The organism is Enterobacter sp. C3_dUdeg, from assembly GCF_057536195.1.
In genome coordinates, this window is record NZ_BAAKFX010000001.1 from 261527 (window position 1) to 274861 (window position 13335).

Below are 13335 nucleotides of genomic sequence, written 5' to 3' on the forward strand. Positions count from 1 at the left end.
GCGATGTTTAACAAAATTCTGGTGGTATGCGTGGGGAACATTTGCCGTTCCCCTACGGCTGAACGGTTGTTGAAACACTACCAGCCCGAACTGACCGTTGATTCGGCAGGGCTGGGTGCACTGGTCGGTAAAGGTGCCGATGAGCGCGCAACGAGCGTGGCGCGGGATCATCACCTCTCTCTCGACGGCCACGTGGCCCGCCAGGTCACTGGCCGCATGTGCCGGGAGTATGACCTGATCCTGACGATGGAAAAACGCCATATTCATGCGCTGTGCGATATCGCTCCGGAGATGCGCGGCAAGGTGATGCTGTTTGGTCACTGGGACAATGAACGTGAAATCCCCGATCCGTATCGCAAAAGCCATGAGGCCTTTGAGGCGGTTTACACCTTACTTGACCAGTCTGCCCAACAGTGGGCGCAGGCACTGAAAGTTCAGCAGGGATAACAATGACAGAAAAAACAAGACCTTCTGCCGCCCCGACTTCGGGCAGTGATGAAATTGATATTGGGCGCCTGGTCGGCACTGTTGTAGAGGCAAAGTGGTGGGTGCTTGGCATTACCGCCGTGTTCGCTGCGGCGGCCGTCGTCTATACGCTGTTCGCCACCCCTATCTACAGCGCCGATGCGCTGGTGCAGATCGAGCAGAATACCGGCAACTCGCTGGTGCAGGACATTGGTTCCGCGCTGGCGAACAAGCCGCCGGCATCCGACGCCGAAATTCAGCTCATCCAGTCACGCCTGGTGCTGGGTAAAACGGTTCACGACCTCGGGCTCGATATCTCCGTCACCAAAAATACCTTCCCAGTCTTTGGTGCCGGCTGGGATCGGCTGATGGGGCGCAACAACGACACGGTGAAAGTCACTGACTTCGTGCTGCCAAAAGGGGCAGGCGATCAGACGTTTACCCTGACGGTGCTAGGCCCGAAACAGTACCAGCTAACCAGCGACGCAGGTTTTAGCGCCCGCGGCGAAGTGGGGCAGATGCTGACCAAAGACGGCGTCAGCATGATGGTCAGCGCCATCAACGCTCAGGAGGGCGGCGAATTCACCGTCACCAAATTCTCCACCCTGGGGATGATCAACAATCTGCAAAACAACCTGACCGTCACCGAAAACGGTAAGGACACCGGCGTGCTGAGCATGACCTTTACCGGTGAAGATAAGGATCAAATCCGCGACATCCTGAACAGCATTACCCGCAACTATCTTGAGCAGAACGTTGAGCGTAAGTCGGCGGAAGCGGCGAAAAGCCTGGCCTTCCTCGCGAAACAGCTCCCGGAAGTGCGCGCTCATCTGGATGATGCCGAGAACAAGCTGAACGCCTATCGTCAGGATAAAGACTCCGTTGACCTGCCGCTGGAGGCGAAATCGGTCCTCGATTCGATGGTCAACATTGATGCGCAGCTCAACGAGCTGACCTTCAAAGAGGCGGAGATTTCCAAGCTTTATACCAAACGTCACCCGGCCTACCGCACGCTGCTGGAGAAACGCCGTACCCTGGAAGAGGAGAAGGCGAAGCTCAATGACCGCGTGACCGCGATGCCGAAAACGCAGCAGGAGATCGTGCGTCTGACCCGCGACGTGGAGTCAGGACAGCAGGTTTACATGCAGCTGCTGAACAAGCAGCAGGAGCTGAAAATCACCGAAGCCAGTACCGTCGGTGACGTGCGCATCGTCGACCCGGCCATTACCCAGCCTGGCGTGCTGAAGCCGAAGAAAGCGCTGATTATTCTCGGCAGCATTATTCTCGGCCTGATGCTCTCCATCGTGGGCGTGCTGCTGCGTTCCCTGTTCAACCGCGGTATCGAAAGCCCGCAGGTGCTGGAAGAGAGCGGTATCAACGTCTATGCCAGCATTCCGCTGTCCGAGTGGCAAAAATCCCGCGACAGCGTCAAAACCATCAAGGGCGTCAAGCGTTACAAACAGAGCCAGCTTCTGGCGGTGGGTAACCCGACCGACCTCGCCATCGAAGCGATCCGTAGCCTGCGTACCAGTCTGCACTTCGCCATGATGCAGGCCAAAAACAACGTCCTGATGTTAACCGGCGTTAGCCCGTCAATCGGTAAAACCTTCGTCTGCGCCAACCTGGCGGCGGTGGTCAGCCAGACCAACAAGCGCGTTCTGCTGATCGACTGCGATATGCGTAAGGGCTACACCCACGAGCTGCTGGGCACCAACAACGTGCACGGTCTGTCGGAAATCCTGCTCGGCAAAGGTGAAATCAGCCAGAGCGCGAAACCCACAACGGTGCCGAAATTTGACCTGATCCCACGCGGTCAGGTGCCGCCGAACCCGTCCGAGCTGCTGATGAGCGAACGCTTCACCGAGCTGGTGGAGTGGGCGAGCAAAAATTACGACCTGGTGCTGATCGATACGCCGCCAATTCTGGCCGTGACCGACGCAGCGGTTGTTGGCCGCCACGCTGGCACCACGCTGATGGTGGCGCGGTACGCGGTCAACACCCTGAAAGAGGTGGAAACCAGCCTGAGCCGCTTCGAGCAGAACGGGATCGAGGTGAAAGGGGTGATCCTGAACTCCATCTTCCGCCGCGCGACCGGGTACCAGGATTACGGCTATTACGAGTACGAATATAAGTCTGACAGTAAATAACAAAACACACCCCACACCCCTCACCCTAACCCTCTCCCCAAAGGGGAGAGGGGACTGTTCGGTGCTGGATGTGGGGGACGAACGTAATGATAACCACTGGCTGCCTTTCACCCTCTCCCCTTTGGGGAGAGGGCCGGGGTGAGGGGAAAAGATGACCACACAACGCCCTTTAGTTTCAATCTATATGCCGACATGGAATCGTCAGCAGCTGGCGATCCGCGCAATCAAATCCGTCCTGCGACAGGATTACGATAACTGGGAGCTGATCATCGTTGATGACTGCTCTTCCTCGTATGAACAGCTGCAAAAGTTTGTGACTGACCTCAACGACCCGCGGGTGGTCTATACGCATAACGCCATTAACTCCGGCGCGTGCGCGGTGCGTAATCAGGCGATTATGCAGGCCAAAGGGCAGTTTCTGACCGGGATCGACGACGATGACGAATGGACGCCGAACCGCCTGTCTATCTTCCTGTCGCATAAAGAACAGTTGGTCACGCACGCTTTCCTGTATGCCAACGACTATGTTTGCCAGGGCGAGGTTTATTCGCAGCCCGCGAGTCTGCCGCTGTACCCGAAATCGCCGTATTCTCGCCGCCTGTTCTACAAGCGCAACATTATTGGTAACCAGGTCTTCACCTGGGCGTGGCGCTTCAAAGAGTGCCTGTTCGATACCGAACTTAAGGCCGCGCAGGATTACGATATCTTCCTGCGCATGGTGGTGGAGTATGGCGAGCCGTGGAAAGTGGAAGAGGCCACGCAGATCCTGCATATCAACCACGGGGAGATGCAAATCACCTCCTCGCCGAAGAAGTTCTCCGGCTACTTCCATTTTTACCGCAAGCACAAGGACAAGTTTGACCGTGCCAGCCGTAAATATCAGCTCTTTACCCTCTATCAGATCCGCAATAAGCGCATGAACTGGCGCACGCTGCTGACGCTGCTGTCCTTGCGTAACGGTAAGCGCCTGGCTGACGGGCTTCGGGGGAAATAATGTTTCTGGAAGATTGCCGCGCTAACAGCTGGAGCCTGCGTCCGTGCTGCATGGTTCTGGCGTACCGCATCGCGCACTTTTGCTCGGTGTGGCGTAAGAAAAACGTGCTGAACAATATCTGGGCGGCGCCCGTGCTGGTGCTGTACCGCATCATCACCGAATGCTTTTTTGGCTATGAAATTCAGGCCGCTGCCACCATTGGCCGCCGCTTTACCATCCATCACGGCTATGCGGTGGTGATCAATAAGTTTGTGGTCGCCGGCGATGATTTCACCATTCGTCATGCGGTCACCATTGGCAACCGCGGGCCTGACAGCCTGGCCTGCCCGGTCATCGGCAATAACGTCGAGCTGGGCGCGAACGTGGTGATCGTCGGTGACATTACGATTGGTAATAACGTCACGATAGGTGCTGGCAGCGTAGTGCTGGACAGCATTCCGGATAACGCGCTGGTGGTGGGAGAAAAAGCCCGCGTGAAGGTGATTAAATGAACATTTTGCAATTTAACGTACGCCTCGCAGAAGGCGGAGCGGCAGGCGTGGCCCTGGATTTACACCAGCGCGCGCTGCAAAAAGGACTTCAGTCTCGCTTTATTTACGGCTACGGCAAAGGCGGCAAGAAAAGCGTCAGCCACGATAACTTCCCGCAGGTGCACAAGCACACGCCGCGTCTGACCTCGGTTGCCAACATTGCGCTGTTCCGTCTGTTTAACCGCGATCTGTTTGGCAACCTGAACAATCTTTACCGCACGGTTACCCGCACCGCGGGCCCGGTTGTGCTGCATTTTCACGTGCTGCACAGCTACTGGCTGAATCTGGAAGAGGTGGTGGCGTTTTGCCAGAAGGTGCAGGCCCACAAGCCGGACACCCGCTTTGTGTGGACGCTGCACGATCACTGGAGCGTGACCGGACGCTGCGCGTTTACCGACGGCTGCGAAGGCTGGAAAGATAACTGCCAGAAGTGCCCGACGTTAAGCAACTACCCGCCGGTGAAGGTGGATCGCGCGCATCAGCTGGTGGCCGGAAAGCGTCAGCTGTTCCGCGACATGCTCTCGCTCGGCTGTACGTTTATCTCCCCGAGCCAGCACGTGGCGGATGCCTTCAACAGCCTGTACGGGGCAGGGCGCTGTCAGATTATCAACAACGGCATCGACGTGGCGACGGAAGCCATTCTTGCCGAGCTGACCCCGGTGGCGGAAACCGCGGGCAAACCGAAAATCGCCATCGTTGCGCATGACCTGCGTTACGACGGTAAAACCAACCAGCAGCTGGTGCGCGACATGATGGCGCTGGGTGACAAGATAGAGCTTCACACCTTCGGCAAGTTTTCGCCGTTCGAAGGGGCCAACGTGGTGAACCACGGGTTTGAAACCGACAAGCGCAAGCTGATGAGCGCGCTGAATGAAATGGACGCGCTGGTGTTCAGCTCCCGCGTGGATAACTACCCGCTGATCCTCTGCGAAGCGCTCTCTATCGGCGTGCCGGTGATTGCCACCCACAGCGATGCGGCGCGCGAAGTGCTGGAAAAGTCCGGCGGGAAAACCTTCACGGAGCAGGAGGTTCTGCCGCTGGTACAGCTGCCGAAGGCGCAGATCGCTGAGATCGTTTTTGGCACTGACCTGGAATCGTTCCGCAACCGCAGCCGCAAGGCCTACAGTGGACAACAGATGCTGGAGGAATATGTCTCGTTCTATCAGAATCTGTAGTTATCTGCTGCTGCCGCTGATCTACCTGCTGGTCAACGTCAAAATTGCCCAGCTCGGCGAAAGCTTCCCGATAACCATCGTAACCTTCCTGCCCGTTCTGCTTCTGCTGTATGTCGATAAAATCAACCTCAAGAAGCTGATGATTGCCTTAGGGCTGGGCACGGGCCTGACGCTGTTTAACTACATCTTTGGCCAGTCGCTGGATGCAAGTAAATACGTCACCTCGACCATGCTGTTTGTTTATATTGTCATTATTATCGGTATGGTCTGGAGTATTCGGTTTAAAACTATTTCTCCGCACAATTATCGGAAAATCCTTAGGTTCTTTTATATTGCCGTTGCGTTAATTGTTATGCTTGCCGCACTGGAGATGGCGCAAATTATTCTCACCGGCGGCAGCAGCCTGATGGAGATAATTTCGAAATATCTCATTTACAGTAACAGCTATGTATTGAACTTCATCAAGTTTGGCGGGAAGCGTACTACAGCCCTCTATTTTGAACCGGCGTTTTTCGCTCTGGCGTTAATCTCAATTTGGCTCAGCATCAAACAGTTTGGTATCAAAACGCCTAAGACCGATGCTATGATTCTTGCAGGAATTGTTCTGTCTGGATCGTTCTCAGGGGTAATGACATTTATCTTGTTTTACCTGCTGGAGTGGGCGTTCCAGTACCTGAACAAAGATGCGATTAAGAAAAAACTGCCGCTGGCGATTATCTCCCTGACGGTATTTATGGTAGGCGTGATATTTGCCTTCCCGTACATCTCAGAACGTCTGGGTGATTTGGGAACGGAAGGGTCTTCGTCCTATTATCGCATCATTGGGCCACTGGTGATGGTGGGTTATTCCTTAACCCATATTGATGGGGTAGTAAGATTCGGCTCACTTTACGAATATGTTGCATCATTCGGAATCTTTAACGGTGCGGATGTCGGTAAAACCATAGACAATGGTCTGTATCTGTTAATTATTTATTTTTCGTGGTTCGCCGTACTGTTGACCCTGTGGTATCTGTTTAAAGTTTTCAAAATGATGATTAACGCGTTTGGTGATAACCAGAACTTTCGCGTTCAGCTTTATCTGTTTACTCCGGTGTCGCTGTTTTTTACCGGGTCAATATTTAGCCCGGAATATGCTTTCTTGATTGTCTGTCCGTTTATTCTGCGCAAGGCGCTTAATATTACGAACGTATGACGAAATGAGGTGATTTATGTTTCTTAGCGTCATTACTGTCGCTTTTCGTAATTACGAAGGGGTGGTAAAAACCTGGCGCTCGCTGCGCAACCTGGCGCGCGATCCAAGCCTCACCTTTGAGTGGATTGTGGTCGACGGCGGCTCGAACGATGGCACGGCGGAGTTTCTGGAAAAACTCAACGGTGAGTTCAACTTACGCTACATCAGCGAGAAAGATAAAGGCATCTACGATGCGATGAATAAAGGCATCAGCATGGCGCAAGGCCGTTATGCCATCTTCCTGAATTCGGGCGATATTTTCCATGAAGACGTGGCGCTGTTTGCCCGTCAGCTGGCTCGCCAGAAAGAGGACGCCATGTATATTGGCGATGCGCTGCTCGATTTTGGCGACGGACATAAAGTGTGCCGCAGCGCGAAGCCAGTCTGGTATATCTATCACAGCCTGCCGGCCAGCCATCAGGCCATTTTCTTCCCGGTAAAAGGTCTGAAAAAACAGCCTTACGATTTGCAGTATAAAGTGTCTTCCGATTATGCGCTGGCAGCCAGCCTGTATAAATCAGGTTACCCGTTCCGTCGAATTAAAGGGCTGGTGTCTGAATTCTCCATGGGCGGCGTGTCAACGTCTAATAATCTGGAATTGTGCCAGGATGCCAAAAACGTGCAGCGTAAAATATTACGCGTGCCGGGGTTCTGGGCGGAATTGTCTTATTTATTACGCCTGCGTACCACAGGCAAAACGAAAACCTTATATAACAAAGCCTGAATATAAGGAAACGCAATGCAGGATTTAAAAGGTTTCTCCGTGCCGAAAGGTTTTCGGGGCGGGAACGGTATTAAGGTACAGCTGTGGTGGGCCGTTCAGGCAACGTTATTTGCCTGGTCGCCGCAAATAATGTACCGCTGGCGAGCCTTTTTATTGCGCCTGTTTGGCGCAAAAATCGGAAAAAACGTAGTCATCCGACCTTCTGTGAAAATTACCTATCCGTGGAAATTAACGCTGGGGGATTACGCATGGGTTGGGGATGACGCGGTGTTATATACCCTGGGCGAAATTACGATTGGCGCAAATTCGGTGGTTTCACAGAAATGTTATTTGTGCACCGGCAGCCACGACTTTATGAGTCAGCATTTTGATATTACCGCTTCGCCTGTTGTGATTGGCGAAAAATGCTGGCTGGCAACGGATGTTTTTGTTGCACCGGGTGTTTCTGTTGGCGATGGCACGGTAGTCGGTGCCCGCAGCAGCGTTTTTAAATCGCTACCGGCAAATAAAATTTGCCGTGGCAACCCCGCAGTGGTGATACGCGAACGCGTTGAAACGAAGAGCCTTGTTAAGTAGGCGTAATCGTTGCAGGCAGTTTGAACGCGGACTGCGCGGAGAAACCGGAACGTACTTAGGTACGTGAGGATTTCGAGCACAGCCCACGTTCAAAATGACAAAAAAGATAGCCTACTTAACGGCTCTGATTAAATTCATAAGTAGAGGAATAAAACATGTCTAAAGTCGCTCTCATCACCGGCGTTACCGGGCAGGATGGTTCTTACCTGGCAGAGTTCCTGCTGGAAAAAGGGTATGAAGTACACGGTATTAAACGTCGTGCGTCTTCTTTCAACACCGAACGTGTGGATCATATTTATCAGGATCCTCACGCGGCGAACCCGAAATTCCATCTGCACTACGGCGACCTGACCGATACCTCCAACCTGACCCGTATCCTGCAGGAAGTACAGCCGGATGAAGTCTACAACCTGGGCGCGATGAGCCACGTAGCGGTCTCCTTCGAATCCCCGGAATACACCGCCGACGTTGATGCCATGGGTACGCTGCGTCTGCTGGAAGCAATCCGCTTCCTCGGCCTCGAGAAGAAAACTCGCTTCTATCAGGCATCCACCTCTGAGCTGTACGGTCTGGTACAGGAAATCCCACAGAAAGAGACCACGCCGTTCTACCCGCGCTCTCCGTATGCGGTAGCAAAACTGTACGCCTACTGGATCACCGTGAACTACCGTGAATCCTACGGCATGTACGCCTGTAACGGCATCCTGTTCAACCACGAATCTCCGCGTCGCGGCGAAACCTTCGTGACCCGCAAAATCACCCGCGCTATCGCCAACATCGCGCAGGGTCTGGAGTCTTGCCTGCACCTCGGCAACATGGATTCCCTGCGTGACTGGGGCCATGCCAAAGACTACGTGAAAATGCAGTGGATGATGCTGCAGCAGGAACAGCCAGAAGACTTCGTGATTGCGACCGGCGTGCAGTACTCCGTACGTCAGTTCGTTGAAATGGCCGCGGCACAGCTGGGCATCAAGCTGCGCTTCGAAGGTACCGGCGTGGAAGAGAAAGGTACCGTGGTTTCCGTGACCGGCCACGACGCTCCGGGCGTGAAGCCAGGCGACGTGATTGTCCAGGTTGACCCGCGCTACTTCCGTCCTGCTGAAGTGGAAACCCTGCTGGGCGACCCAACCAAAGCGCACGAGAAGCTGGGCTGGAAACCAGAAATCACTCTGCAGGAAATGGTTTCCGAGATGGTAGCCAAAGATCTTGAAGCAGCGAAAAAACACTCCCTGCTCAAGTCTCATGGCTACGAGGTTGCCATCGCGCTGGAGTCCTGAGAATGACAAAACAACGTATTTTTGTCGCCGGTCATCGCGGAATGGTGGGTTCCGCGATTGTTCGCCAGCTCGAACAGCGCGGTGACGTGGAAGTGGTTGTCCGCACGCGTGACGAGCTGAACCTGCTCGACAGCCGCGCGGTACAGGACTTCTTTGCTAACGAACGCATTGACCAGGTGTATCTGGCAGCGGCGAAGGTGGGCGGCATTGTCGCTAACAACACCTACCCGGCGGATTTCATCTACGAAAACATGATGATCGAAAGCAACATCATTCACGCGGCGCATCTGCACAACGTGAATAAGCTGCTGTTCCTCGGATCGTCCTGTATTTACCCGAAAATGGCGAAACAGCCGATCGCCGAAAGCGAACTGCTGCAGGGCACGCTTGAAGCAACCAACGAGCCGTACGCGATTGCCAAGATTGCCGGGATCAAGCTGTGCGAGTCCTACAACCGTCAGTACAACCGCGACTATCGTTCGGTGATGCCGACCAACCTGTACGGACCGCACGACAACTTCCACCCGAGCAACTCGCACGTGATCCCGGCGCTGCTGCGCCGCTTCCACGAGGCGACCGCCGAGAACGCGCCGGACGTGGTGGTGTGGGGCAGCGGTACGCCGATGCGTGAATTCCTGCACGTGGACGACATGGCTGCCGCCAGCATTCACGTGATGGAGCTGGATCGCGAGGTGTGGCAGGAGAACACCGAGCCGATGCTGTCGCACATCAACGTCGGTACCGGCGTGGACTGCACCATTCGCGAGCTGGCGCAAACCATCGCGCAGGTAGTGGGCTACAAAGGCCGCGTGGTGTTTGACGCGACGAAACCGGACGGCACGCCGCGCAAGCTGCTGGACGTGACCCGTCTGCATCAGCTGGGCTGGTATCACGAGGTGTCACTGGAGCAGGGGCTGGCCAGTACCTACCAGTGGTTCCTGGAAAACCAGCACCGCTTCCGGGGGTAACGATGTTTTTAAGTCAGGAAGATTTTGCCACGGTAGTGCGTTCGACTCCGCTCATCTCAATTGATTTGATCGTGGAGAACGAACGCGGCGAGTTCTTGCTGGGGAAACGAACCAACCGTCCTGCACAGGGCTTCTGGTTCGTGCCCGGCGGGCGCGTGCAGAAGGATGAGCGGCTCAGCGATGCGTTTGAGCGTCTCACTCTGGCGGAACTGGGCCTGCAGCTGCCGATGGCAGCGGGCCAGTTTTACGGGGTCTGGCAGCACTTCTATGACGATAACTTTTCAGGCACCGGGTTCACCACGCACTACATCGTGCTGGGGTTCCGCCTGAAGGTGAGTGAGGCAGACCTGCGTCTGCCTGATTCTCAGCATGACGACTACCGCTGGCAGACGCCAGAGGCGCTGCTTGCCAGCGACAATGTGCATGACAACAGTCGTGCCTATTTCCTGGCTGAACGTCAGGCCGAGGTGCCGGGCATATGAAGATCCTCGTATACGGAATCAACTACTCGCCGGAATTAACCGGCATCGGGAAATACACCGGCGAGATGGTCGAGTGGATGGCGAGCCAGGGACATGACGTGCGGGTCATCACCGCGCCGCCGTACTACCCGGAGTGGAAAGTCGGGGAGCGCTACTCAAGCTGGCGCTACCGTCGCGAAGAGGGTGCAGCGACCGTCTGGCGCTGCCCGCTGTATGTGCCTAAGCAGCCCTCGACGCTGAAGCGGTTAATTCATCTGGGCAGCTTTGCCCTGAGCAGTTTCTTCCCGCTGATGGCGCAGCGTCGCTGGAAGCCGGATCGCATCATCGGCGTGGTGCCGACGCTGTTCTGCACGCCGGGCATGCGCCTGCTGGGCAAACTCTCCGGCGCGCGCACCCTGCTGCACATTCAGGATTACGAAGTTGACGCCATGCTGGGCCTGGGGATGGCAGGCAAAAGCAAGGGCGGCAAGGTGGCGAAGCTCGCCAGCGCGTTTGAGCGCAGCGGCCTGCACAACGTGGATTACGTCTCGACTATCTCGCGCTCGATGATGAACAAGGCGCAGGAAAAGGGCGTTCCGGCAGAGAAGGTGATCTTCTTCCCGAACTGGTCCGAAGTGGCGCGTTTTCGCGATGTAACTGAGCAAGACGCTCAGGCCCTGCGCGCGCAGCTCGGTTTGCCTGAAGATCAAAAAATCATTCTTTACTCAGGCAACATCGGCGAAAAGCAGGGGCTGGAAAGCGTGATTGAAGCGGCCCAGCTGCTGAGTGAACATCCGTGGACGTTTGTGATTGTCGGGCAGGGCGGTGGAAAGGCGCGGCTGGAAAAAATGGCCGGGGAACGCGGCCTGACCAACGTGAAATTTTTCCCGCTTCAGTCTTACGAGGCATTGCCTGCGCTGCTGAAGATGGGCGACTGCCATCTGGTGGTCCAAAAACGCGGCGCCGCGGACGCGGTGCTGCCGTCCAAGCTGACCAACATTCTGGCAGTGGGCGGTAACGCGGTGATCACGGCAGAAGCCGAAACAGAATTAGGCCAGCTGTGCGACAGCTATCCGGGTATTGCCGTGTGCGTGGAGCCGGAATCGGTCCCGGCGCTGGTAACCGGAATTGAGAAGGCACTTGCCATGCCAAAAGTGAACACGGTGGCACGTGAATATGCCGAACGCACGCTCGAGAAAGAGAACGTGCTGAGCCAATTTATTGCAGATATACGGGGATAAATCATGAGTCAAACCACTTTGTATCCGGTTGTGATGGCTGGTGGCTCTGGTAGCCGGTTGTGGCCGCTGTCCCGCGTGCTCTATCCAAAACAGTTCCTCTGCCTGAAAGGGGATCTCACCATGCTGCAGACGACGGTAAACCGTCTGCACGGCGTGGAGTGTGAAAGCCCGGTGGTGATTTGTAACGAACAGCACCGCTTTATTGTTGCCGAGCAGCTGCGCCAGCTGAATAAGCTCACCGAAAACATCATCCTGGAGCCTGCCGGACGCAATACCGCGCCCGCGATCGCCCTGGCGGCGCTAGCGGCAAAACGCAGCAGCCCGGACTGTGACCCGCTGATGCTGGTCCTGGCGGCAGACCACGTTATCCAGCAGGAAGACGCGTTCCGCGACGCGGTGCGTGCGGCGATCCCTTACGCCGAGAGCGGCAAGCTGGTGACCTTCGGCATCGTGCCGGATCTGCCGGAAACCGGCTATGGCTATATTCGTCGCGGCAGCGTGACGCCGGGTGAAGGCGACAGCGTGGCGTTTGACGTGGCGCAGTTTGTTGAAAAACCGAATCTGGAAACCGCGCAGGCGTATGTCGCCAGCGGGGAGTATTACTGGAACAGCGGGATGTTCCTGTTCCGCGCCGGACGCTATCTGGAAGAGCTGCGCAAATACCGCCCGGATATTCTGGACGCCTGCGAGAAAGCCATGGCGGTGGTGGACCCGGATCTCGACTTCATCCGCGTGGATGAAGAGGCGTTCCTCGCCTGCCCGGAAGAGTCCATTGACTATGCGGTGATGGAACGTACGGCGGACGCCGTCGTGGTACCGATGGATGCGGGCTGGAGCGATGTCGGCTCCTGGTCCTCCCTGTGGGAGATCAGCGCCCATACCCCGGAGGGTAACGTCCACCACGGCGATGTTATTAGCCACAAAACGGAAAACAGCTACGTCTACGCCGAATCCGGCCTGGTGACCACGGTCGGGGTGAAGGATCTGGTGGTTGTCCAGACCAAGGACGCCGTGCTGATTGCCGACCGTAACGCCGTGCAGGACGTTAAAAAAGTGGTGGAGCAGATCAAGGCCGATGGCCGTCACGAGCACCATATTCACCGCGAAGTCTACCGTCCGTGGGGGAAATATGACTCCATTGACTCCGGTGACCGCTACCAGGTGAAACGCATCACCGTGAAGCCGGGCGAGGGGCTGTCGGTGCAGATGCACCATCACCGCGCCGAGCACTGGGTGGTGGTCGCGGGTACCGCTAAAGTCACCATCGACGGTGAAGTCAAACTGCTGGGTGAAAACGAGTCCATTTATATTCCGCTGGGGGCGACGCACTGTCTGGAGAACCCGGGGAAAATTCCTCTCGACTTAATTGAGGTGCGCTCCGGCTCGTATCTGGAAGAGGACGATATCGTGCGCTTCCAGGACCGCTACGGGCGGGTGTAGCACTCTGCATTATGCCCGGTGACGCTGCGCTTACCGGGCCTGCGAATGACAAAAAATCAATTTGGCCATTACGTGGTCAGGGCCGACTGTTGCCTGAAAAAGG

13 protein-coding genes are annotated in these 13335 nt (G+C 55.8%); all 13 read left to right on the plus strand.

Going from position 1 to position 13335, the window contains the following annotated elements; translation table 11 throughout:
• Window positions 1–3: 3 nt before the first annotated feature.
• A complete protein-coding gene (gene wzb, locus AC27FC_RS01140) occupies window positions 4–447 on the plus strand; it encodes a low molecular weight protein-tyrosine-phosphatase Wzb (protein ID WP_023312405.1) in 444 nt (147 codons plus the stop codon).
• A gap of 2 nt (window positions 448–449) precedes the next feature.
• Window positions 450–2612, plus strand: a complete 2163-nt coding sequence (gene wzc / locus AC27FC_RS01145; RefSeq protein ID WP_033145982.1) for a tyrosine-protein kinase Wzc — start codon at window positions 450–452, stop codon at window positions 2610–2612.
• Between the two features lie 151 nt (window positions 2613–2763).
• Window positions 2764–3606 carry a colanic acid biosynthesis glycosyltransferase WcaA gene (gene wcaA / locus AC27FC_RS01150; protein WP_196354896.1) on the plus strand — a complete coding sequence of 281 codons (843 nt, stop codon included), beginning with the start codon at window positions 2764–2766 and terminating at the stop codon, window positions 3604–3606.
• A complete protein-coding gene (wcaB, locus tag AC27FC_RS01155) occupies window positions 3606–4097 on the plus strand; it encodes a colanic acid biosynthesis acetyltransferase WcaB (RefSeq protein ID WP_032642828.1) in 492 nt (163 codons plus the stop codon). Before wcaA ends, wcaB begins: the two co-directional genes overlap by 1 nt.
• Window positions 4094–5311 (plus strand): colanic acid biosynthesis glycosyltransferase WcaC, encoded by a 1218-nt coding sequence (gene wcaC, locus AC27FC_RS01160; protein WP_196354895.1) that lies wholly within the window; start codon window positions 4094–4096, stop codon window positions 5309–5311. Before wcaB ends, wcaC begins: the two co-directional genes overlap by 4 nt.
• Window positions 5286–6506: a colanic acid polymerase WcaD gene (wcaD, locus tag AC27FC_RS01165; RefSeq protein ID WP_029742034.1), complete on the plus strand. Its 1221-nt coding sequence runs from the start codon at window positions 5286–5288 to the stop codon at window positions 6504–6506. Before wcaC ends, wcaD begins: the two co-directional genes overlap by 26 nt.
• Window positions 6507–6522: 16 nt before the next feature.
• Entirely contained in the window at window positions 6523–7269 is a 747-nt protein-coding gene (gene wcaE / locus AC27FC_RS01170; protein WP_487159828.1) for a colanic acid biosynthesis glycosyltransferase WcaE, read from the plus strand.
• 15 nt (window positions 7270–7284) lie between these two features.
• On the plus strand, window positions 7285–7845 hold the full coding sequence (gene wcaF / locus AC27FC_RS01175; protein ID WP_033145979.1) for a colanic acid biosynthesis acetyltransferase WcaF: 561 nt from the start codon (window positions 7285–7287) through the stop codon (window positions 7843–7845).
• A 155-nt stretch (window positions 7846–8000) separates the two neighbouring features.
• Complete coding sequence (gene gmd / locus AC27FC_RS01180; protein ID WP_196354894.1) at window positions 8001–9122, plus strand: GDP-mannose 4,6-dehydratase; 1122 nt, start codon at window positions 8001–8003, stop codon at window positions 9120–9122.
• A 2-nt stretch (window positions 9123–9124) separates the two neighbouring features.
• On the plus strand, window positions 9125–10090 hold the full coding sequence (fcl, locus tag AC27FC_RS01185; RefSeq protein WP_013097874.1) for a GDP-L-fucose synthase: 966 nt from the start codon (window positions 9125–9127) through the stop codon (window positions 10088–10090).
• Window positions 10091–10092: 2 nt separating this feature from the next.
• Window positions 10093–10572: a GDP-mannose mannosyl hydrolase gene (locus tag AC27FC_RS01190; RefSeq protein ID WP_039263102.1), complete on the plus strand. Its 480-nt coding sequence runs from the start codon at window positions 10093–10095 to the stop codon at window positions 10570–10572.
• The gene (wcaI, locus tag AC27FC_RS01195) at window positions 10569–11792 is read left to right on the plus strand and encodes a colanic acid biosynthesis fucosyltransferase WcaI (RefSeq protein ID WP_143346764.1); all 1224 of its coding nucleotides are present in this window, start codon (window positions 10569–10571) and stop codon (window positions 11790–11792) included. Before AC27FC_RS01190 ends, wcaI begins: the two co-directional genes overlap by 4 nt.
• 3 nt (window positions 11793–11795) lie before the next feature.
• A complete protein-coding gene (gene cpsB / locus AC27FC_RS01200) occupies window positions 11796–13232 on the plus strand; it encodes a mannose-1-phosphate guanyltransferase (RefSeq protein WP_033145975.1) in 1437 nt (478 codons plus the stop codon).
• Window positions 13233–13335: the final 103 nt, after the last annotated feature.